The organism is Chitinasiproducens palmae (genome assembly GCF_900095735.1).
GTDB classification, from domain to species: Bacteria; Pseudomonadota; Gammaproteobacteria; order Burkholderiales; family Burkholderiaceae; genus Chitinasiproducens; species Chitinasiproducens palmae.
Map to the genome: position 1 here is coordinate 494,685 of NZ_FNLO01000001.1, position 21,458 is coordinate 516,142.

Genomic DNA, 21,458 nt, shown 5'->3' on the forward strand with positions numbered 1-21,458 from the left:
ACGGGCAGGCACGGCTGTCGGTGCTTGGAACGCTCTCCGACATCCGGCTTCGAGAACACTGTGGCAAAGAGGCGTCTGGTGCCTTGCAATGCTCGCGCTCGGTCTGTCCGCCGGCAATGCTTCGGCAGCGGCAACGCCGCAGCGGTGGGCACTCGACAAAGTTGTTCTGGTGATGCGGCACGGCATACGTGCCGGCACAGGCGCGACGCGCATTCAGGCGGTGTCGCGGAAACGATGGCCTGCCTTCGAGGCAGCGCCGGGCATGTTGACGCGACATGGCGGTGAAGCGATCGCGCGCCTCGGCGCCTGGCAGCGCGACTGGCTGCTGCACGCAGGTCTGTTGAACGGGGCGGCCTGCCCTGCGGCCGGTATGGTGTTCGCGTGGGCCAGCCCGCTGCCGCGGACCAGGGACACGGCCCGCGCGTTTCTCGATGCATTGCTGCCGAATTGCGCGACGGCCTTCGGGCATGCGTCCAGCGTGGCAGACGACGGATTGTTTCATCCGCTGGAGTCTCGCCGGGTCAGACTGGATCCCGCGCGAGCCCGCGCCGCCGTGTTAGCCGCGATGGGCGGCGGTCTCGACACAGCCCGGCAGAGCGGTGCGGGCGACGTTCGTGCAATGGAGGCGCTTGTCGGCAAGCCAGCGGCTTGCGAGAACTCGCCCTGCGGCCTGTCGGGCTTGCCGTGGGAAGTCCGCACCAGCGCCCACAAGGCCGATGTAGCCGGGCCGCTGCGCGTCGGTGCGGTGATGGGCGAGACCATCCGGATGCAGTATGCGGACGGGTGGCCGCTTGGCGAGGTGGCGTTTGGCGCGGTCACGAAGGCAGCCGACGTCAAGCAGTGGATGGCACTGCGCGCGGCAAAGTATGCGGTGCTCGACACCGTGCCTTATCTCGCGCAGCGCGGCGGCTCGCAGCTGATGAGCCAGGTTCTTGCGGCGATTGACGACGACCGTGCCGTCGGTTCGCCACCTGCCGATGCGCGTCTTCTGATATTCGTCGGTCACGACGGCAACATCGCACAATTGCGCAGCCTGCTTGGGTTCGACTGGCAACTGTCCGGCTATCCCGAAAACGACCCGGTGCCAGGCGGTATGCTCGTCTTCGAGCGCTGGCGAGACACCGCGGAGAACGCACGCGATCGCATCTCTGTGCGCGTTCGTTACGTGGCGCAGAGTCTGGATCAACTGCGTGGCCTCACGGTCCTGAGCGGCAAGGCGGCGCCCTTGTCGGTGACCTTCCTTCCAGCCGGCGCGGGACCCGACGGTAGGTTGCCGCGCAGCCGCTTCGACGCCCTGATCAGCGCGGCGATCGACTGGAGCGCAACCTTCCCTGCATCGTATGCGAGCCCTGTCGCAACCGCTTCACGCGGGGAATGATTGCCCACAGGGGCAAATCCAGCTAGGCTTGCAACCTTTCATCAAGAAAGGTTGGGCCGGACGGCCCGGTCCGGCGAAGGGGATACCGTGTTCAAGCAGCTTCTATTTGTCTCTGCCTTGTGCGTCGCAAGTGCAGCGAATGCTCACTACGTATGGCTGGAGCCTTCGAGCGACGGGCAGGCGAAGGCGTATTTCGGCGAGTGGCAGGAGGACTTGCGCGAGTCGGCAAGCGGCCATCTCGGCTTGCTCACCACTGCACACTCAGTCGACGGGAAGGGTACGCTGACGCCGGCGAAACGTGTCGACGACGGCTTTCTCGCGCCGGTCGCGGCGCAAGCGGACGCCCGTCTGAGCAGCGGCTTCGTGGGTAAGGACGGTACCGCCTATCTCTATCAGGCCCGTGCCGGTCGCACCGATACCACCGCCCGATTGACGCTGGAATTGGTGCCGACCGAACCGAATGCGAACACCTTCACACTGATGTTCGATGGCAAACCGCTGCCGAAGACGAAGGTGACCGTGTTTGGTCCGCCCAAATGGGAGAAGTCGTTTTACAGCGATGCAGACGGGCGCGTCAGCATCGAAACGCCCTGGCCAGGTCAGTACGTTGCCGAGGTCTCGCACGCCGACAAGGCGCGCGCGGGAAGCTGGGACGGCAAGGCGTATCAGAGCGCCCGCTACGTCGCCACGCTCACCTTCATCAAACGCTAGGTCGCCATGGCACGCGCGTCGCCCTGCGGCAGGCGTGCGCGGCAAGCCCGGCGCGCCACGGGGCCGGCTCACCAGAGTCCATAGTAGACGCCGGCCTGGCGGTCGCGGTGCGTGTCCGCGGCCACCGCCGCGTCGGAAATCGTGGTGCGCGTATGTCGCTCGCAAAACCACTGCAGCAGGCGAGCGCGCATATCGTCGATCACTCCAGCCATCGACGCTTCCCCCGCCAGGTCGTGAAACTCCTGCGGGTCGTTGGCGAGGTCGTAGAGTTGCGGCGCAAAACCCTGCCAGTGCAGGTACTTCCATTGCGACGTGCGGACCATCCAGCCTCTGCAGGCATCCGGCGCACGGCCAAGCAGCAGCCGGGCCTCGCGAAACGCGTAGTCCAGTTCAGAGAAAACCGCATCGCGCCACGGCTCGTGAACGCCACGCTGCCGCGTCAGGGTCAGGAGCGAGCGTCCCTCGATGCGCTCTCGCACGGGCGGCAACTCGAGCGCGTCGAGTATCGTCGGCACGGTGTCGATGGCTTCGACCAACTCGTCCCGGACCTGTCCGCGCGTCGCGTCCGCTTCGGGCGACGGGTCGTACACGATGAACGGTACACGCTGCACGGTATCGTAGAACAGCTCCTTTTCGCCCAGCCAGTGGTCGCCCAGGAAGTCGCCGTGATCGGAGGTGAAGACGATCAACGTATCGCGCCAGCCGTCGACGCGATCCAATGCCTCCCACAATTCTCCCAGATGATCGTCGATCTGTTCGATCAGTCCCTGATAGGCCGGGCGAACGGTTCGGATGACCTCGTCGCGGGCGAAGTTGCGGCTCTCTTCGTGCTGCCGGTACGCGGCCGTGACAGGATGGGCTCCGTCGCGCTCATCTGGCCGCCTGACGACCGGCAGGCACTGTTCCGGCGAATAGCGATCATGGTACGGCGCCGGCGCGATGTACGGCCAGTGTGGCTTCACGTAAGACAGATGCAGCACCCATGGCGCGTCGCGATGCCGTTCGATGAAGTCGATCGCCTGACGCGTCGTATAGGCGGTCTCCGAGTCCGCCTCCGCGACGCGGGCCGGCAGGCGGGCATGCCGCATGTGCCACCCGTTCACTACCTGACCGTTCTCGTCCTCGGCCGAGATCACGAAATCGCTCCATGGATCCTCACTGTCGTAACCGCGGCCGCGCAGGTACTGCGCATAGCTGCCGACCGGTTCGGCGCGATGGCCATCGTAGCGGTCGACCAGCGTGAAGTGGCCTTCGCGAAGCAGCACGCCAAGCTCACTGTCGCCATCGATGGCCAGCCGCTTCATGGCTGCCTGATCGGCGGTGAAATGGCTTTTGCCGCATAGCGCGAGGCGCCTGCCGCTCTCCGCCAAATGCGCGCCGAGCGTCATCTCGCCGATCGACAGCGGCACGCAGTTCCAGCTTGCGCCGTGGCTCGACACGTAGCGCCCGGTATAGAACGACATGCGCGACGGACCGCACACGCCGGACTGCACGAACGCGTTCGAGAACCGATTGCCACGTGACGCGAGCAGGTCGATGTTGGGCGTGCGCAGATACGGATGACCGTAACACGCCAGATGGTCGGCGCGGAGCTGGTCGCACATGATGAAGAGTACGTTTCGGGTCATTGGCGTGGATGGGCGTCAGACGGAAAGGTGGCGAGGCGCCGCGGGCGCGATGCGTCAGGAAGAGGGCGTGCGGTGCGGCGGCGCCGGCGCTTCGGGCACGTCGTCGGCATCGCGTCCGCCCACGGCAGGCGCGCTCTCTCGCATTGCCCAGAGCGCGAGCAGTCCGACCAGCGCGGCCACCGTCACGAAGTGCGAGGGCATCATCTTGTTGCCGGTGATGGCGACCAACCAGGCGACCAGGAACGGCGACACGCCGCCGAACAACGTATTTGCGAGGTTGTACGAGATTGACAGCCCGGTCGCCCGGGTACGGCTTGGAAACAGCTCGGCCAACGCAGTCGATGCCGGCCCGAACGCGGCCGCCATCAACACCGCAAAGACGGTTTCGACAGCCAGCAGACGCAGCAGGCTGGGTTCCGCAATCAGCCAGGAAAAAAGTGGATAGAGCGTGAGCACATAGCCGGTCATCGCGGCCCCCATCACCGGCTTGCGCCCAACCCGGTCCGACAGCAAGCCGAACAACGGAATCAATGCCATGCGCGCGGTGCCGGTGAACATCAGCACGATGAACGGCGCATCGATGCGCAGCTTCAACTGCTGCACCGCGTAGATCGGCAAGTACACGTTCAACACGTACTGTGCGACCGAACTGAACACCGTCAGTCCGAACGCAATGAGCAGCGCGCCGCGGTAGCGCGAGAACACATCGCGCAATACCGATGCCGTGCCGGTGCCGCCGGCCGCCGCGATCGCCGGTTTGGCCACTGCCGCCGGCACCTCTGGCACCCGCGTGCGAATGTACAGCCCGACCGGGCCGATCAGCAGGCCGAACACGAACGGAATGCGCCATCCCCATGCATCGAGCGCTTCAGGGGACAGTGAGCGCGTCACCAGCGCTCCCATCGCGGCGGCAACCACGGCGGCGCAGAACTGACCGAAGTTCTGCCAACTGCCGTAGAAACCGCGCCGGGCGGACGGTGCGTGCTCGATCAGCATCGACGTGGCGCTGCCGAACTCGCCGCCGGCCGACAGCCCCTGCAGCAATCTCGCCAGGACGATCAGCACCGGCGCAGCGATGCCGATGCTGCGGTAGCTTGGCGTGAACGCCATGATTGCCGATGCGATCGTCATCAACAGGATGACCAGTGACAGCGCCGCCTTGCGACCGACGCGGTCCGCGTAGAGGCCGATCAGGATGCCGCCGATCGGCCGCATCAGAAACGCGCTGCCGAAGCTGGCCGTGGTCAGCAATGCCGAAGTCGTCGGGTCGGTCGTCGGAAAGAATTGGCGCGCAATGATGACTGACAGGAAGCCGAAGACGATGAAGTCGTACCATTCGAACGCGTTGCCTATCGTCGCGGCGACAATGGCGCGCCGATGCGGGGCGGGGATGGACATTGCAGTGTCTCCGTTGCGCGGGATGCCGCGATCCGAATGTCGCGATTTTTTGGGGGAGCGATGAGCAAGCGGGGCGGCGTGCGCCGCCCGGGCGCCTGGCTCATCGACGATTCTGCGCAGACAAATCGCCAGCGTCTAATGAGATATGATGCGCAATCCATAACGAAAGCATTATCGATCTATGACGCAGATCGACCAGTTCTTCTTCCGGCAACTGAAAGTGCGTCATCTGCATTTGCTGGTGGCGTTGGCGGACCTGCCGACGGTCGAGCGGGTCGCGAAGCTTCTGCACGTCACGCAGCCGGCTGTGTCGCGCATGATCGCGGACCTGGAACGCGGGCTCGGCGTGGCGCTATTCGAGAAGGACGGTCGGAGAATCCGGCCCACCGGAGCCGGCGCTCATCTCGTCCGTCACGCGCGTGACATGCTCGCGCAGGCGCAACGCGCCAGCGATACGCTTTCAGCGCTGGCGAACGGCTTGGGCGGGCGGCTGGAAGTGGGCATGCTTTCGGTTGCCTCGCCCGTGCTGCTGCCCCGCGCCACGGTACAGTTCAAGTCCCGCGCGCCGACCACCACGGTGGCGCTTCACGAGGGCACGCTGGACCGCTTGCTTCCAGCCCTGCAGTCGGGACGTCTCGACCTGGTGGTCGGCCGGATCGCCAAGGACACGCTCGACGACGCAACGCTGTCCTTCGAAGCATTGTTCGATGACCCGTCCGTGATCGTCGCGGCGCGCGAGCATCCGCTCGCGCGGTTCCCCGCGCTGGCATGGGCGGATCTGGCGGGCGCCGCATGGATACTGCCGACCGTGAGCGCGCCGATGCATCGCCGACTGCTCTCCGTTCTCGCGCGACACGGTCTGCCACCACCGTCGGACGTGATCGAATGCGACAACGATCACGTCTCGCTGATTCGGGACAGTCAGCGCCTGGCAATCATGCCGCGTTCGTTGGCGACTAGGCTGGTGGTGGACGCGGCTTTCTGGATCGCGCCGCTCGAACTCGGCACGCTGCTGGGTCCCGTCGGCATGGTGTGGCGCGATGACGTCGCCGCGCCGACGGCGTTGGCCGTGTTTCAGGACTGTCTGCGGGCCGTCGCGGCCGCGATGGCGTTTGAATCCGATGGGTGAATCGGATGGATAGGCGCGGCGCGGTGCAGCCGCGGCAATCGGCGGGTCCGCACGGGCGGCACCCGACGCGCCGGCCTGCCAGGCCTATTCGACGTTGAGATCGTTGCCGGCCTCGCGCAGACAGGCGAGAAACAATTCGCCGGCAGCGTGGCTGGCGTCGGCGCGCCAGTACGCGACCACTTCCTCGAGGGGTTGCAGCGGCGCCAGCGGCAGGATGCGCATCTGGCCGCGCATCGCATGTTGGCGCGCCGTGCCGAGCGGCAGAATGGACACGAAATCGCCGCTGGCGAGCAGCGACACGTTCAGTGCGAGCGAGCTCGATTCCACTCCGCCGCCGGCCGGCGAGACATCGTGAGCGGTCAACGTTTCAAGCAATGTCGCGTACGCCGGCGAGCCATGCAACGGCGTGATCCAGCGGCATTGTCGCAGGTCGTCCCACTGCACCGGCCCATCGAGCGGGCCGAGCGCGTGCTGCGCGCCGGCCACGAACACGAAAGGCTCGCTGTGCAAGGTCTCCTGGCGGAGCGCGGCGGGCATGGCGGCAACGCGATTGCGTCCGATCGCAATGTCGAGTTCGCCTTCGTCGAGCATCCGCAGCAGACGGTCCAGCGTGCCCTCGACAAAGGACAGGGAAGCAGCGGGGGCACGCCGCAGAAACAATTGCACGGCGTTGGCAGTGAGCGGTTCGGTGGTGGTCACGACGGCGCCGAAGCGCACGTGGCCGCCGGTGCCGGCGGCCAATGCACTGACGTCCCGCCGGGCGATTTCCAGATGACGCAGGATCTCGCGGCCGCAAGCCACGATGACCTGGCCGATGCCGGTCAACGCGACGGCGTTGCCGGTACGGCTCACCACCGCCAGGCCCAGTGCCGTCTCGATTTCGGCGATCTGTTTCGAGATCGCGGGTTGGGTGACATGAAACGCATGCGCCACCTTCGTCACCTGCCCCATGTCGGCAAGCGCGACCAACACGCGCAAGTGAGGCAGTTTCAGGCCCTTGCGGAAGAAACGTTCGACGGGTTCGCTGCTCTGCATCAGTGTTTCCCCTAGATCGGCATAACCGTCCGGTAATGTTACCGGCGCAAAGAGTGATTTGCGAGATGGCATGCGGGCCGGCTAATCTAGCGCAAATTGTTTGCCGTCCGTCGAAGAGCGGAACGGAGCATAACGAAATCGGCACCTGCGCGCCCTGCAGGGACGCGCCCGCCCTGCAGGGCGGGTTCGCGGCGCCACCCAAGGAGACAACATGCAAGCCAGCTTTCCAACGCGCGCCGCAGCCTGCGCGCGCTTGTCCGGGCACTTTCGCAGCACTGGGCGCGGAGGCAGGGCATGAGCAATTCGAGCAAACCCGTTTGCATCGTCACCGGTGCGGCGACCGGCATCGGCGCGGCAACAGCGCTGCGTTTTGCGCGCGGCGGCTGGTCGGTCGCCATCGGTAACTTCAACGACAGCACGCGTGGCGCGGCGCTGAGCGTCGAAGCCGACTGCCGTGCACACGGCGCCGATGCGCTCGTCTTCGACGTCGACGTCGGCGACGATGAAGCCTGCCGGCAGGCCGTCGCCGCGATCACCGCGCGCTGGCATCGGGCCGACGCGCTCGTCAACTGCGCCGGCACGACGCGCGTGATCCCGCATCATGACCTGGACGCGATCGATGCCGCCGAGTTCGAACGCATCTACCGCGTCAACACGATCGGCCTGTTCCAGATGACGCGCGCGGCCGCGCCCTTGTTGCGCGAGACCGGCCGCGGCGGCGGTGACGGTGACGGCAGCATAAGCACCAGCGTCGTCAACATTTCCTCGCTTGCGGGTCTGAACGGCACGGGCTCGTCGATCGCCTATGCCGCGTCGAAAGGTGCGGTGAACACGATCACGCTATCGCTGGCGCGCTCGCTGGCGCCGCACGTTCGCGTCAACGCGATCGCGCCGGGCATGGTCGACGACGGCCTGCTGCTGCGCGCACTGGAGGCCGACGCCTATGCGGGCGTGATCGATCGGATGACGACGAACGCGCCCCTCAAGCGCGTCGCGCAACCGGCCGAGATCGCAGAACTTGCATGGTTCCTGGCGACCCAGGCACCGGCCATCACCGGCCAGGTGATCGCTGCCGATAACGGACTGCTGGTCGCAGCGTCCTGACGCGCGTCGCCGCGGGTGCGACCGTCCGGGAAGCCCGCCGCTCGGCATCCCTACAATCAAGAAAACCGATGACAGATCTCCACAAACACCGCTCGCGCATGGTGACCGACGGCGTCACACGTGCGCCGCACCGCGCCTTCCTGCGTGCCACGGGCCTCGACGACGCGGCCATGCAAAAGCCGTTCGTCGCCATCGTGGACACCTTCGGCGAGAACACGCCGTGCTCGATGTCGCTGAATCAGGTCTCCGACAATGTCCGGCTCGGCGTCGCGGCTGGCGGTGGCGTGCCGATTCGCGGATCGGCAATCTCGGTGTCGGACGGGACCTCGATGAACCATGCCGGCATGCGCATGAGTCTCGTATCGCGTGAAGTCGTCGCGGACAGCGTCGAGTTGTTCGTGCGCGCCCACGCCTACGATGCGTTGGTTGGCGTCGCGGGCTGCGACAAGACACTGCCCGGCGTGCTGATGGGCATGGTACGGGTCAATGTGCCCGGTGCCTTCCTGTTCGGCGGCGCGATGCTGCCGGGGACGGCGCCCGGCGCACTGCCGGGCGGGCAGGGTCACGGGCTGCAGCGTCAGGCAACGATTCTCACTGCCATCGAGGCGGTCGGCGGCGCGCAGCGCGGCGACCTGTCGCGCGCCGAGCTCGACGCGATCGAGAAACGTTGTACGCCCACCGTCGGTTCATGCCCGGGGCAATTCACGGCGAACACCATGGCGATGGTTGCGGAAGCGCTGGGTCTTGCGCCGCTCGGTTCGGCGATGGTGCCGGCTGTCTACAGCGAACGCATCGCGATCGCGCGGCGCGCGGGCGAGACCGTGATGCACGCGCTGCGCGCCGGCGGACCATTGCCGCGCGACCTGGTGACGCTGAAAAGTCTCGAAAACGCGTGCGCCGCGGTGGCGGCGACCGGAGGCTCGACCAATGCCGCGCTTCATATCCCGGCGATCGCGCACGAGGCGGGTATTCGCTTTACGCTGGACGACGTCGAGCGCGTGTTCGCGCGCATCCCGCTGATCGGCGACCTGCAACCGGGCGGCCGCTATCTCGCGCAGGACCTGCACCACGCTGGTGGCGTCCCGGCCGTCTTGAATGCCTTGCTGAGCGCCGGCTACCTGCATGGCGACGTGCTGACGCTCGACGGCTCGACGCTCGAGTCGGCGCTGCGCGAATGGCCGGGACCCGACGGCGAAGTCGTGCGGCCGTGCGATGCGCCGCTTTCCGCAGATGGCGGCCTCGTGATCCTGCGTGGCAATCTCGCGCCGGATGGCGCCTGCCTGAAGATCGCCGGTCTCAAGTCGTTGACGTTTTCGGGACGCGCGCGAATCTTCGAATGCGAAGAGGACTGCATGGCAGTGGTCGCCGCCGGTACGTATCGCGAAGGCGATGTGCTGGTGATCCGCAACGAGGGTCCGAAAGGCGGTCCCGGCATGCGCGAGATGCTCAGCGTCACCGCGGCGATCTACGGGCAGGGCATGGGCGAGAAGGTTGCCTTGCTGACGGATGGCCGCTTCTCGGGCGCGACGCGTGGCATGTGCATCGGCTACGTCGGGCCGGAGGCCGCGGCCGGTGGACCGATCGCGCTGCTGCGCGAAGGCGATCCGATTCGCATCGATGCGCATGCGGGACTGTTGCAGGTCGACGTGTCCGACGGGGAACTGACGCGGCGGCGCGCGGCTTTCACGCCGCGCGAGCCGAAGCGTCTCGCCGGTGTGTTGGAGAAGTACGCGGCGCTGGTGCGTCCCGCGCATCTCGGCGCGGTGACGCATTCGGGCAATCTGGACTGGCCGTACGACGCCAGTACTCCGGACTGGAAGCCATGACCGCGACGCCACTTGATGTGCCAGCCCAGCCCAGCTCGATCCGACCCGCCGTCGGCTTCTGCGGGCTCGGCAAGATGGGGCTGCCGATGGCACGCAGGATCCTGTCGTCCGGCCAAGCGCTGCATGTCTGGAACCGGACGCTGGACAAAGCACGTGAGTTGCGGCACGCTTCGCCGTCGCTATGCGCGGTGGACGAGTCGCCGGCCCGCTTGGCGCAGCACTGCGATGTCATGTTGCTGTGTCTTGCCGATGCCCCGTCGGTGGCAGCGGTGGTGTTTGGTGACGACGGTTTGGCGTCGGCCGCCCGGCCTGGCGCGCTGCTGATCGACCATTCGACGCTCGCGCCCACGCTGACGCGCAGCCTCGCCGATCGATGGCATGCGCAGACAGGCGGACGCTGGCTCGACGCGCCCGTTTCGGGTGGCACTGCTGGCGCCGCAGCAGGTACCTTGGCGGTAATGGCAGGGGGCGATGAAGCGCGACTGGACGCTGCCCGGCCTTTGCTCGCCGCCTATGCGGCGCGGATCACGCGAATGGGCGAGTCCGGCGCAGGGCAGGCAAGCAAGCTCGCGAACCAGGTCATCGTGATGACGACCATCGCGGCACTGGCCGAGGCAACGCGCCTGGCGCGCGGCACCGGCATCGATGCGGCACGCCTGCCGGCGGCGCTGCAAGGCGGCTGGGCCGACTCGGTTCTGTTGCAGAGCGTCCAGCCGCGCATGCTCGCACCGCCCGCGCAAGCAACCGGGTCGATCCGCACGATGCTGAAGGATTTCGATGCGATCGAGGCCTTCGCTGCAGAGCACGGCATTGCGCTGCCGCTTGCTTCGCTGGTGCGTCGGTGGCTCGCGCGTGCAGTCGAGCATGGGTTGGCGGAGGCGGATGTGTCCCAGATCGTACAGGTTGCCCCGGACTGAGCGCTGCCGCCAACGGCGTGCGGGCGGGGTACGGCCGGTGAGCAGGCCGGAAAGCAGGCTGGAGAGGGTGGCTGGTGCGTGCAAGGCGAGCGGTCGGCTCGCGCGCGGCCCGGCGGCCAGTTGATGCGGGGTCCTGGGTCCCGAGCATCAAGATAATCAACGACAAGCGAAAGGAGAAACGGATGCCCACCCTCGAATCGCGCGCGCTCGGCACGAGCAACGAGCGCCTGAGCGCCAGTCAGTGGCGCCTGATCATATTGGCCAGTCTCGGCGGTGCGCTGGAATTCTACGACTTCGTTGTCTACGGGGTCTTCGCGCAATTCATCGGGCGGGCATTCTTCTCGATGCTGGACCCGATGGTGGCGCTGGTCATGTCGTTCGCGGTCTTTGCGATTGGCTACCTGTCGCGCCCGATCGGCGGCGCGGTGCTCAGTTGGTTCGGTGACCGCTATGGTCGACGCAAGGTCTTCATCGTGTCGGTGATCGTCGTCTCGCTGTCGACGATCGGGATGGGACTGGTGCCGACGTATGCGAGCTGGGGTCTGGCCGCGACATTCACGATGATCGGGCTGCGCCTGATCCAGGGTTTCTGTCTCGGCGGCGAACTACCGGGCTCGATCACCTACGTGGTCGAGACGGTACCGCGGCGCGCGGGCTTCGTTTGCGGCATCGTGTTCTTCTGCGTCAATTTCGGTGTGCTGCTCGCCGCCGCGGTGAACCTCGCGGTGCACGCCGTGCTGCCGGCCGATGCCGTGCCACTGTATGGCTGGCGCATCGCCTTCATCTTTGGCGGCGTCATCGGTCTGCTCGGCTTCTGGTTGCGTCGCAAGCTGGAGGAGACACCCGAATTCGCGCACATGAAGGGCATGGCATCGAAGCACCCGTTCGCGGAACTGATGCGCGAGCACTGGCGCGCCGTTTTGCTCGGCATTGTGACGACGGCAGCCACCGCCGCGTACAACGGCCTGCTGTTCGCGCACATGCCTGCTTACCTCGACAAGGTGCTGCACTACGAGCCGCGCACTGTCGCGCTGGCGCAGAACATCGCGCTCGCCACCGCGTCGATCGGCATTCTGATCGTCGGGCGTATCAGCGACGCCGTGCCACGCCGCCATTTGATGCGTGCGGGCGCATTCCTGCTGATCGTGCTGAGCATTCCCTTCTACAATGCGGCCGTCGCCCACCATTTCGACCTGATCGTGCTGATGCTGCTCGGCGGTCTGGGCGCGGCGCTGATCAACGGGACGTTCGCCTGCATCATCGCCGACATGTTCCCGACGCGCGTGCGCTTCAGCGGCGTCGCGATCTCGTTCAATCTGAGTTTCACGATCTTCAGCGGGACTGCGCCGCTGATCGGCACCTGGCTGATCGAACGCACCGGCGACCTGAGCGCTCCTGCATACTTCATGGTCGGCTGCGCGATCCTGACCTTCTTCGCGACGTTCGCGTTGAAGGGGATGAGCGGCAAGATCGGCGTGGCGTGATACCGGACGGCGGTCCGCGCAAGCGGACCGCCGCATGCGTGCTCGGGGTGAGACTGGCCGGAGCGACCGTTGCGCACGACCTTGCGCTGCACCGCCCGGCATTGGCTTGCCGAGCCGTCACTTAATTCCGACACCGATGTCGATGTCGACTTCGATGTCGATGTCGAGACGTTCGGCGTGAGCCGCCCTACGCTTGCTTGGACTTACCACGTCCAAGCTTTCTTCAGCAGAGTCAAGCTGCCTGGCTTGCGCTACGCGAGGCCGAGATATCGGCTCGAAAACCGCCGTCCCGCGCCAGTTGCTCGATCAGGCGCAGTTCCCGATCGAGACAGTCGTCGAAGCGACGGTCGCGCTCCGCGACGCTGCTGTAGACGTACGGTCCGTACCAGACATCATCGTCGCCGCTCGACAGGCCGTCCGTGCCGGTCGCCCTGGCAGGCCGGTCGCGTACCAGGCACGATTGCCGCCCAGCACGGCTGCGAGGCCTGTGACGCCTTGCCGGGTCAACCCCGCGGCGATGCGATTCGCGAGCACCCGTCCGTCGAGGTGAGGGCGATCGACGATTTCTGCCTCAGCGGCGCGAAAGCCGCGAACAGCAGATGACGTCGCACGTGTGCGCCGTTCTCGCGCACGTCGAGCAGCGCGACCTCGTTGCCATCGGCACGTGCTGCGACGAGGGCGTCCGGCGTCAACGCAGCAGAGGCAATTTTCGGGATGGCGGCGGTCTCATGACTTGATGGTGACGCCGGCCAGCGAATCGTAGGCGCCGAACGGGCTCTTCGAGACGCCCGCAAGCCGGCTGGAATAGATCGAATACAGCTGAATTTCGAGCAGGTTGACCGACGGTACGTCGCGCTGCGCGATGACCTGCAACTGCTCGATGAAGGTCTTGCGCTTCGCTGCGTCGGCCTCGAAACGAATGCCCTTGATCACATTGTCCATCTCCGGCGTGGAGTAGCCGGTGGAGTTGCTCGAGACCGTGCCGGGCTTGATGGCCTCCGTCCAGTAGCGACGGATCACGCCCAGCTGCGGGTCGGAGAACGCCGAATACCAACTGGTGGTCGTGTCGAAGTCGTAATCCAGATAGGCGCGACGGTTATAGGTCGGCAGGTCGTTCGGAATCAACGTCAGCTCGACCCCGATGCGTTTCAGTTGCGCACGGATGAATTCGGCGGTCAGCACGTATTGATTACCGAACGGCAGCGGCAAATTGTTGATGCGCAGCCGCACGCCGTCGGCGCCACGCTTGTAACCGGCGGCGTCGAGCAATTGTTCCGCCTTCGCGGGGTTGTACTCGTACTGCGGCGTGTTCGGCGTATAGAACTGCTTCTGGTGACTGGCAATCGGCCCGGTCGCGGCCTTCGCCAGCCCATACCAGACCGTCTTCACCAACAGGTCCCGGTTGATCGCATGTGCGAACGCACGACGGACGCGCACGTCCTGAAATGTCTTCCGACGCAGGTTGAAGTCGAAAAAGCCGATCGGTGCCAGCCCGGCGTACGGCTGGCTGGTCACCACGAAGCGCGGGTCCTTGCGCAGACGCACCAGGTCGGGCAGCGGCACGGCGTCGGTTGGCGCATACAGCAACTCACCGGATTCGAGCGCGGCCAGCCGTGCGCCGGCGTCCGGAATGATCCGGAAGATGATGGTCTGCAGATGCGGCTGGTTGTTCTTGTCCCAATAATTCGGGTTGCGTTCGAGTGTGACGTGAGAACCGCGTACCCATTCCTTGAAAATGAACGGGCCGTTGCCGACCGGACGGCTGTTGATCGGGTGCGTGAGTGGCGCGCTGCCCTGATAGATGTGCTTCGGCAGGATCTGCGTCTCGAAGCCGCCCAGCGCGGCCCATACCGCCGGCGCGGGTTGCGAGAATTTCAGCACGGCGGTATGCGCATCGGGCGTCAACACGGCGTCCAGCGAACCGAACGTGGCATTGCCGCGCGGATGCAATTTCTTCGTGACTTCGAGCAGCGAATAGGCCACGTCGGCCGACGTGAACGGCTTCCCGTCGTGCCACGTCACGCCGTCGCGCAGATGGAAGGTGATGGTCTTGTGGTCAGCCGACTCTTCCCACGACGACGCGAGTTGCGGCACGGGCTTGTAGTCGTTGTCGAAGGTGATCAGGCCGTCGAACAGGTTGGCCGAGACGATCACCGCCGGGTTTGAGATGTTCAGGCCCGCGACCCATCCCGCCGGCTCCGGCACGACGTTCGCATACAGCACGGACGAGTCGCCCTTGCCGGCAGCCAGCGACACGCCAGGCATCACGGTCGCACCGGCACCAGCAGCCAGCAGTTTGAAGAACTCGCGTCGATTGAAACTCATCGTTTTCCTTGTCTGTGTTGTTTGGGAACGGCGCGTCAGAGACGCAGGCCGGCTTGTTTCATCAAGGGCAGGACCGTTTCCCCGAAGGCACGCAGGTCCTCGCGGAAGTCGTAGAAAGTCAGTTGCACGCCGTCGACGCCGGCGGCCTTCAGGCGCAGCAGGTAGTCGACGATCTCCTCGGGGCTGCCGACCAGGTGCAGGTTGCCGCCGACGATGCGCTGTTCGCGCTGGTGGTTGCGCCATGCTTTTGCGTCGCTGCGCGCGAATGTGCCGATGAAGCCGTCGACCGCGGCCTGATCCGCATGCGCGACGATCGCGTCGTGGTAGGCCCAGGCCTCGCTGGTGGTCGGCCGGCAAACCACGGTGGGGTTGATCAGCGTGCGGATCTGCCGACCTTCGCTAGCTGCAACCGCGCGGAGTTGTGCGATGTGGGCCGGCAGCGTCGCCAGGGCCGCCTCGATCTCGGCGCCGCCCGGGCTGGTGATGAAGACGATATCCGAGTGCCGTGCCGCGTAATGCATGCCTGCTTGCGAACTGGTGGCGTTGACCAGAATCGGGCGGCCGAAGCGTGGGCGGGGCGATACGAAAGCCTCCTTCAGGTGCCAGAAGCGGCCGTCGAAGGTCAGGTTGTCATCGCTGCGCCAGAGGGACTTGGCTACGCTGACGAACTCGTCGGCCATCTCGTAACGCAGGTCGTGTTCCGGTGTCTGCATGCCGAACATCTCCGCCTCGGAGCGGATGTGGCCGGTCACCATGTTGATGCCCCAGCGGCCGCCGGAGATGTGATCGAGCGTTGCGCCGAATTTCGCAAGGTGCAATGGATGCCACGGTCCGTAGAGCACGTGCAGCGTCGAGATCAGCAAGATCCGCTCGGTCGCGCTGGCCAGCGCCGCGGTCGCGATGAACGAGTCGAGCGACTGTTCCCGGTATTTCATTGCGCCGCCATGGCCATTCTTGCCAAGCCACTGCGCAAGACCGAACACGAGGTCGAAACCGAGGGCCTCCGCTTCGCGCGTCAGCGCCAGGTTGTAGTCAAAGTGCCAGTCCGTCGAGCGCGGCAGCGTCGAGATCGACCAACCGCCATCCTGGATCGGCAGGAACAAGCCGAGCAGGAACGGTTGACGCAGCACACGGGCGAGCGGGCTGTCGGCGAAGGTCGCGGGAGCGGGCGGAGGCGGGGGCAAGGCCTGCGTGGGCGCCTCCGGTAACAGTTGCGTGGTGGTCATCGCGTTCAGTAGACGAAGCCGACGGGCGGCGCGATGCCGTTCAGATGAAAGTCGCCGACCGCCTTGTATTTGTATGCGACCGGATCGTGCAAGGTGTGCGTGCGCGCGTTGCGCCAATGCCGATCGAAAGCGTGTTTGGCCAATGCACCGGAGGCGCCGCCCACCTCGTAGAAATGGGTCGCGACGCGCAACGCAGCCTTGGTGCTGATGATCTTTGCATGCGACACCGCAATCGAGGCGGCAATCAAGCGGGCTTCGAGCGCGGCTGGGTGGGCGCCGCCGTCGCGTTGCAGGCGCGCTGCTGCGTCCACATCGCGCGCCGCGGCCAGCGTCGCTGTTTCGGCGGCGTAGACGTCGGTCGCAAGGTCGCCGACGAGTTGAACGACGTACGGGTCCTTCAGTACCGAATCGACGCCGCTTTCCTTGACCGGTCGCGCGCCGTCGTGGGCCCATGCGATACCATCGGCCAGCGCGGCGCGTGCGATGCCGACCTCGATGCTGCAATGGATCAACTGCGAGAACGCGCCCGTGTAATGGCGGTTGTCGAACCACGTCTTGAGGCCGACGATGTCGTCGGGGTACACCTGGACGTCATCGAGGACGGTCGTGCCGCTGGCGGTCAGGCGTTGACCCATGCCGTGCCAGTCGTCGAGCAACTGCACGCCCGCGCGCTGGATGGGCAGGAGTACGTAAACGAGTTCGTCGGCGTCGTCGCGCGCGAGAATCACCGTCTGGTCGGCCATCAACGAGCCGGTGCTGTAGAACTTGCGGCCGCGCAGTCGATAGCCGTCGCCAGTACGTTGCAAGCGCGTCTCGACGTCCAGCGGCCGCAGCGTGCCGCGTTCGGTGGTGCCGTTGCCGTACAGCACGCCAGCCAGCACATCGTTTTCAACCTTGCGCCGTTGCGCTGGGCTGCTCATCAGCAGCAGGCGCTCAAGCGACACCCAATGCGGCAGCAAAGCCTGGGCGACATTGGAGTCGGCTTCCGCAAGGACGATCGACAATCGCGTCAGATCTTCCACGCTCGCGCCGGGGCCACCGCGCGCGGCATCGATGCGTGCCGCGCCCAGTCCTTCGCGACGGATCATATCGAAGGCAGCATGCGGCAGCACGCGGTCGCGATCGGCTGCCGCTGCGTCCGCGCCGATCTGACTGGCGATCTCCCGTCCGGCGCGCAGCAGTGCGCCGCCATCGCTCGGGATACGGTCGGGATGACGTCGCGACGCGGCGGTCGCCTCGTGCGTCGCTGCGCCGGTTGCGACAGGCACGTCCTCATCGATCGGTGTCGAAAGGCTCAAGGTCTTGCTCCAGTGGTAGAGGGCAGCGCGCGTGGGGAGGCGAGCGGCGCATGAAGATGGCATGCGACCCAGTGCGCCGGCTCGACCTCCCGTAGCGGGGGGGCGCTGTCGCACGCGGCGAACGCATACGGGCAGCGCGTTCTGAAGCGGCACCCGGATGGCGGCGAGAACGGGCTGGGCAGCTCGCCAGTGGGCGGCGCGCTCAGCGCGGCCGGGCGCTCGACATCGGGGACGGAGGCGATCAGGATCTGCGTATACGGATGCAGGCTGGCATCCCACAGGCGTGTACGCGGCAGCGTTTCGACGATCACGCCCAGATACATCACCGCGATCCGGTCCGCCATGTAGCCCACCACCGCCAGGTCGTGGCTGATGAACAGGTAGGCGATGCCGAGTTCCTGTTGCAGCTCGCGCATCAGGTTGAGCACCTGCGCCTGCAGCGATACGTCGAGCGCGGCGACCGGCTCGTCGCAAACCACGACGTCCGGATCGAGCATCAGGGCGCGCGCCAGATTCAGGCGCTGCCGTTGACCACCGGAGAATTCATGCGGCAAGCGGCTCTGCACCGACGCGGGGAGGCCGACTCGCTCGAGACGCATGTCGATCTTGTGTTGCCGGCTTAGCCGGTCGCCGACGCGGTGCACGTCGAGTGGCTGTCGCAACGATTGACCGATGCTGCGCCGAGGGTCGAATGCCGACAACGAATCCTGGAACATCATTTGGAGACGCGGCCTGTGGCGCTTCATCGCACGCCGGCTGAGGGGGGCAAGGTCCGTGCCGTCCAGCCGGATCGCGCCGCTTTCCGCCGGTACCAGGCGGGTGATGGCCTTGCCGAGGGAACTCTTGCCGCAGCCCGATTCACCCACCAGGCCGACCGTTTCGCCGCGTGCCAGCGCGATCGACACGCCGTCGACCGCGGACAGGGTGCCGCGCGAGGTACGGTAACGCACCAGCAGGTCTTCCACTTCAAGCAACATGTCGATGTGCCTCCGAATCGGTGCGCTCGCGCGACACGGCGCGCCACTCCAGGCAGCGCACGAAGCCGTCGCCGACTGGCTCGGCGGCCGGCAACGCCTGGCGGCAGGCATCGTGCGCGAACTCGCAACGCGGCGCGTAGCGGCAACCGGTCGGCACCGCGCCGGGCGCGGGCACGGCGCCGGGTATTTCGGCCAGACGCGCCCTCGATTGGCCCCGAGGACGCGCCTGGAGCAGTTTCGCGGTGTATGGGTGCGCCGGGGCGTGGAGCAGATCGGCAGTGGCACGAGATTCCACCGCGCCGCCGGCGTACATCACGACCACGCGGTCGGCCATGCCGGCGACCACGCCAAGGTCGTGCGTGATCAGCAGGATCGCCATCTCGGTAGTGCGTTGCAGATCCTTCAGCAGTGCCAGGATCTGCGCCTGGATCGTGACGTCGAGCGCCGTGGTCGGTTCGTCGGCAACCAGCAGGCGCGGTCGGCCGGCGAGTGCCATCGCAATCAGCACACGCTGACGCATGCCGCCCGAGAGCCTGTGCGGATATTCGTCGAGACGCCGCTCGGGCTCCGGGATCTGCACCTGGCGCAGTAGCCCGACCGCTTCGGCGCGTGCCGCACGCCCGCGCAGGCCGCGATGAAGACCCAGCGCCTCGGTAATTTGTCGGCCTACGGTGCGCACTGGATTGAGCGCAGAGAGCGGATCCTGGAAGATCATCGCAATCTCCCCGCCACGCAATTGGCACAGGCGCCGTTCCGATGCGCGGCGCAGGTCTTCGCCGTCGAGTGTCAGCGCATCGGCCGACACGCTGGCCTCGTAACGCGGCAGCAGGCCCATCAGGGCCAGCGCCGCGGTTGACTTGCCGCACCCCGACTCGCCGACCAGCGCCACGGTCTCGCCACGGCCGACGGCAAACGACAGACCGTCCACCGCGGGCGCGGCGGTCGCACCGAAACGGACCTGCAGCGACTGGACGTCGAGCAGTACGGTCGCGGGATGGCTTGCATGGTTCATCGACGTCTCCGGTTGCGCGGGTTGACGAGGTCGTTCAGTCCGTTGCCGAGCAAGTTCAACGCGATCACCGTGACGAATACGGCGGCGCCGGGCAGCGCGGTCATGTACCAGGCAGTGCGCAGCGCTTCGCGACCGGAGCCGATCATGCTGCCCCAGCTGACGACGTTCGGATCCCCCAGACCGAGGAAGGCCAACACCGCTTCGGTCAAGATCGCGTTGCCTGCCAGCAGCGAGATCATTGCGACGGCGGCAGGCAGTACATTGGGCAGAACATGCGTGCGCAGGATGGCGAAGTCGCCCATGCCCAGGCCCACGGCGGCCTGCACGAATTCGCTGTGCCGCAAGCGCAAGGTGTCGGCGCGTACCAGGCGGGCCACTTGTGGCCAGCTCGTCAGCGACAAGCCCAGCACGATGCTCGCGATGGTCGGTTGCAGCACGACGACCAGCACGATGGTGAACAGCAAGGCTGGCATGGTCTGGAAAACCTCGGTGACGCGCATCAACACGTCGTCGACCCAGCCGCCGAAATAGCCCGATGCCGCGCCGACGAGCAAGCCAACCACCGAGGCGAGCACCCCCGCAAGCAGACCGATCTGCAACGAAACACGCGCGCCATAGATGATGCCGGCCAGCATGTCGCGACCCATCATGTCGGTGCCCAGCGGATTGGCCGCGTCTTGACCGGGCCACAGGAACGGCGCGGCGACCATGTCGAGCGGATCCGGCCCGGCCAATCGGCCTGCAAACAGCGCTGCCAGCGCGATCAGAAGCAACAGGACGAAGCCGGTGACGAAGCTGGCGGACGACAGTGGGTAGCGCAGCGCGTCCCGCAGGCGGCGTCCGGCGGACGCACGCGTCGGCCGGGCACCGGCCCGTTGCGCTGGCGGCGATTGCGGCAGTAACCTCGGCGAGCGGTCCGCATCCAATGCGGCGACGCTCGCTCGCTCGGGCGCTGCTCGCGTGGCAGTCTCGACGGATCGGGTCATTTCAATTCAACTCGCGGGTCGAACCACGCATAGACGAGGTCGGTAAGCAGGTTCACCAACAGCACGAACAGCGAGCTGACGAAGAGGATGCCCAACAGCAGATTCAGATCGCGTGAGGTCACGGCGCTCAGCGCCAGTTGCCCGAGCCCCGGCCAGCCGAATACCGTTTCGATTGCAACCGAGCCGCTGAACAATGCGCCGAACTGGAGGGCCGTCATCGTCACGATTGGCAGCAGCGCATTCGGCACGATGTGGCCGCGCAGCGTGGCCCCGGAGGTCAACCCCTTTGCGCGCGCGGTGCGCACGAAATCGAGCCGGCTCACTTCGCTGACCGACGTGCGCATCAGGCGCGCATAGATCGCGATGTAATAGACGGTGAGGCAAGCCGCGGGAAGAACCAGGTGACGCGCGACGTCGATCACGCGGGTCCATCCGGTCTGTGTGACGCCAAGCGTGACCATGCCGCTCGACGGTAACCAGCCGAGCCGTACCGAGAACAATACGATCAGCATCAGACCCAGCCAGAACAACGGCGTCGCGAAACCGACCGTCGCGACCGTCGAGATCGTCATGTCGAGCCAGCGCCAGCGCGTGGCGCCAGCCAGCGTGCCAAGCGCGCATCCGATTGCCGTCGCCAGCGCGAGCGACAGAATCATCAGCAGCGCGGTGGCGGGCAGGCGTTCGAGGATGAGACTGATGACGGACTGCCCATTGCGGAACGACCAACCCAGGTCCAGGCGCAGCAGCTTGCCGATGTAGCTGGCGAACTGCGTACCGAGGGGCTGGTCGATGCCGAACTGCGCGCGCAGCTGGGCCAGATATTCGGGGGTGGCGGCGCCTGCTTCGCCTGCCATCACGTCCGCCATGTCGCCAGGCGCGAGGCGCAGCAGGAAGAAGTTGAGGACGGCGATGGCGAGCACCACCGGCACCACCTGCAACAGGCGGCGCAGCACATAGGCAAACGGCATGGCGGCTCCTTGCGTTCAGGGCGAGGTCGGCGGGACAGCAGGACAGCAGGGCAGCG

At 66.2% G+C, this 21,458-nt stretch carries 17 protein-coding genes; 7 read left to right on the forward strand and 10 right to left on the reverse strand.

Going from position 1 to position 21,458, the window contains the following annotated elements:
* Positions 1-88 precede the first annotated feature (88 nt).
* Positions 89-1,378, forward strand: a complete 1,290-nt coding sequence (locus BLU54_RS01835; protein ID WP_091903952.1) for a histidine-type phosphatase — start codon at positions 89-91, stop codon at positions 1,376-1,378.
* 87 nt (positions 1,379-1,465) lie between these two features.
* Positions 1,466-2,089: a DUF4198 domain-containing protein gene (locus BLU54_RS01840; RefSeq protein WP_091904494.1), complete on the forward strand. Its 624-nt coding sequence runs from the start codon at positions 1,466-1,468 to the stop codon at positions 2,087-2,089.
* A gap of 68 nt (positions 2,090-2,157) precedes the next feature.
* Here the strand turns inward: BLU54_RS01840 and BLU54_RS01845 are convergent, their stop codons facing one another.
* Entirely contained in the window at positions 2,158-3,717 is a 1,560-nt protein-coding gene (locus BLU54_RS01845; protein ID WP_091903955.1) for a sulfatase-like hydrolase/transferase, read from the reverse strand.
* A gap of 54 nt (positions 3,718-3,771) precedes the next feature.
* On the reverse strand, positions 3,772-5,115 hold the full coding sequence (locus tag BLU54_RS01850) for an MFS transporter (protein WP_091903957.1): 1,344 nt from the start codon (positions 5,113-5,115) through the stop codon (positions 3,772-3,774).
* 181 nt (positions 5,116-5,296) lie between these two features.
* Here BLU54_RS01850 and BLU54_RS01855 point away from each other — a divergent pair, with 181 nt between their 5' ends.
* Complete coding sequence (locus tag BLU54_RS01855; protein WP_091903959.1) at positions 5,297-6,244, forward strand: LysR substrate-binding domain-containing protein; 948 nt, start codon at positions 5,297-5,299, stop codon at positions 6,242-6,244.
* An 84-nt stretch (positions 6,245-6,328) separates the two neighbouring features.
* Here BLU54_RS01855 and BLU54_RS01860 read toward each other — a convergent pair whose 3' ends face one another.
* Positions 6,329-7,279, reverse strand: coding sequence for a LysR family transcriptional regulator (locus BLU54_RS01860; protein ID WP_091903961.1), 951 nt, complete (start codon positions 7,277-7,279; stop codon positions 6,329-6,331).
* Positions 7,280-7,573: 294 nt separating this feature from the next.
* Here BLU54_RS01860 and BLU54_RS01865 point away from each other — a divergent pair, with 294 nt between their 5' ends.
* The 4 genes from BLU54_RS01865 to BLU54_RS01880 all read left to right on the forward strand — a co-directional run bounded on the left by BLU54_RS01865 (position 7,574) and on the right by BLU54_RS01880 (position 12,610).
* The gene (locus tag BLU54_RS01865) at positions 7,574-8,383 is read left to right on the forward strand and encodes an SDR family NAD(P)-dependent oxidoreductase (protein ID WP_091903962.1); all 810 of its coding nucleotides are present in this window, start codon (positions 7,574-7,576) and stop codon (positions 8,381-8,383) included.
* A 68-nt stretch (positions 8,384-8,451) separates the two neighbouring features.
* Positions 8,452-10,209, forward strand: a complete 1,758-nt coding sequence (ilvD, locus tag BLU54_RS01870) for a dihydroxy-acid dehydratase (RefSeq protein WP_091903964.1) — start codon at positions 8,452-8,454, stop codon at positions 10,207-10,209.
* A complete protein-coding gene (locus BLU54_RS01875) occupies positions 10,206-11,126 on the forward strand; it encodes an NAD(P)-dependent oxidoreductase (RefSeq protein ID WP_091903965.1) in 921 nt (306 codons plus the stop codon). The genes ilvD and BLU54_RS01875 overlap by 4 nt, the downstream gene beginning before the upstream one ends.
* A gap of 182 nt (positions 11,127-11,308) precedes the next feature.
* Positions 11,309-12,610: an MFS transporter gene (locus BLU54_RS01880; protein WP_091903967.1), complete on the forward strand. Its 1,302-nt coding sequence runs from the start codon at positions 11,309-11,311 to the stop codon at positions 12,608-12,610.
* Positions 12,611-13,336: 726 nt separating this feature from the next.
* Here BLU54_RS01880 and BLU54_RS01890 read toward each other — a convergent pair.
* From BLU54_RS01890 to BLU54_RS01920, 7 genes are read right to left on the reverse strand one after another with little or no spacing between them, the layout of a single operon-like run.
* Entirely contained in the window at positions 13,337-14,935 is a 1,599-nt protein-coding gene (locus BLU54_RS01890) for an ABC transporter substrate-binding protein (protein ID WP_091903971.1), read from the reverse strand.
* 35 nt (positions 14,936-14,970) lie between these two features.
* A complete protein-coding gene (locus BLU54_RS01895) occupies positions 14,971-16,161 on the reverse strand; it encodes an LLM class flavin-dependent oxidoreductase (protein WP_091903973.1) in 1,191 nt (396 codons plus the stop codon).
* 5 nt (positions 16,162-16,166) lie between these two features.
* Entirely contained in the window at positions 16,167-17,459 is a 1,293-nt protein-coding gene (locus tag BLU54_RS01900; RefSeq protein ID WP_211435282.1) for an acyl-CoA dehydrogenase family protein, read from the reverse strand.
* Positions 17,456-18,436, reverse strand: coding sequence for an ABC transporter ATP-binding protein (locus BLU54_RS01905; protein WP_091903977.1), 981 nt, complete (start codon positions 18,434-18,436; stop codon positions 17,456-17,458). Before BLU54_RS01905 ends, BLU54_RS01900 begins: the two co-directional genes overlap by 4 nt.
* The gene (locus BLU54_RS01910; RefSeq protein ID WP_091903979.1) at positions 18,426-19,448 is read right to left on the reverse strand and encodes an ABC transporter ATP-binding protein; all 1,023 of its coding nucleotides are present in this window, start codon (positions 19,446-19,448) and stop codon (positions 18,426-18,428) included. The genes BLU54_RS01905 and BLU54_RS01910 overlap by 11 nt, the downstream gene beginning before the upstream one ends.
* Entirely contained in the window at positions 19,445-20,434 is a 990-nt protein-coding gene (locus BLU54_RS01915) for an ABC transporter permease (protein WP_091903981.1), read from the reverse strand. The genes BLU54_RS01910 and BLU54_RS01915 overlap by 4 nt, the downstream gene beginning before the upstream one ends.
* On the reverse strand, positions 20,431-21,402 hold the full coding sequence (locus BLU54_RS01920) for an ABC transporter permease (protein ID WP_091903983.1): 972 nt from the start codon (positions 21,400-21,402) through the stop codon (positions 20,431-20,433). The genes BLU54_RS01915 and BLU54_RS01920 overlap by 4 nt, the downstream gene beginning before the upstream one ends.
* Positions 21,403-21,458 lie beyond the last annotated feature (56 nt).

Excerpts from the sequence above, each read along its gene's own strand:
- BLU54_RS01835 (WP_091903952.1), top strand. The coding sequence starts at position 89 with ATGCTCGCGCTCGGTCTGTCCGCCGGCAATGCTTCGGCAGCGGCAACG.
- BLU54_RS01845 (WP_091903955.1), bottom strand. The coding sequence starts at position 3,717 with ATGACCCGAAACGTACTCTTCATCATGTGCGACCAGCTCCGCGCCGAC.
- BLU54_RS01850 (WP_091903957.1), bottom strand. The coding sequence starts at position 5,115 with ATGTCCATCCCCGCCCCGCATCGGCGCGCCATTGTCGCCGCGACGATA.
- BLU54_RS01855 (WP_091903959.1), top strand. The coding sequence starts at position 5,297 with ATGACGCAGATCGACCAGTTCTTCTTCCGGCAACTGAAAGTGCGTCAT.
- BLU54_RS01860 (WP_091903961.1), bottom strand. The coding sequence starts at position 7,279 with ATGCAGAGCAGCGAACCCGTCGAACGTTTCTTCCGCAAGGGCCTGAAA.
- BLU54_RS01865 (WP_091903962.1), top strand. The coding sequence starts at position 7,574 with ATGAGCAATTCGAGCAAACCCGTTTGCATCGTCACCGGTGCGGCGACC.
- ilvD (WP_091903964.1), top strand. The coding sequence starts at position 8,452 with ATGACAGATCTCCACAAACACCGCTCGCGCATGGTGACCGACGGCGTC.
- BLU54_RS01875 (WP_091903965.1), top strand. The coding sequence starts at position 10,206 with ATGACCGCGACGCCACTTGATGTGCCAGCCCAGCCCAGCTCGATCCGA.
- BLU54_RS01880 (WP_091903967.1), top strand. The coding sequence starts at position 11,309 with ATGCCCACCCTCGAATCGCGCGCGCTCGGCACGAGCAACGAGCGCCTG.
- BLU54_RS01890 (WP_091903971.1), bottom strand. The coding sequence starts at position 14,935 with ATGAGTTTCAATCGACGCGAGTTCTTCAAACTGCTGGCTGCTGGTGCC.
- BLU54_RS01895 (WP_091903973.1), bottom strand. The coding sequence starts at position 16,161 with ATGACCACCACGCAACTGTTACCGGAGGCGCCCACGCAGGCCTTGCCC.
- BLU54_RS01905 (WP_091903977.1), bottom strand. The coding sequence starts at position 18,436 with ATGTTGCTTGAAGTGGAAGACCTGCTGGTGCGTTACCGTACCTCGCGC.
- BLU54_RS01910 (WP_091903979.1), bottom strand. The coding sequence starts at position 19,448 with ATGAACCATGCAAGCCATCCCGCGACCGTACTGCTCGACGTCCAGTCG.
- BLU54_RS01915 (WP_091903981.1), bottom strand. The coding sequence starts at position 20,434 with ATGACCCGATCCGTCGAGACTGCCACGCGAGCAGCGCCCGAGCGAGCG.
- BLU54_RS01920 (WP_091903983.1), bottom strand. The coding sequence starts at position 21,402 with ATGCCGTTTGCCTATGTGCTGCGCCGCCTGTTGCAGGTGGTGCCGGTG.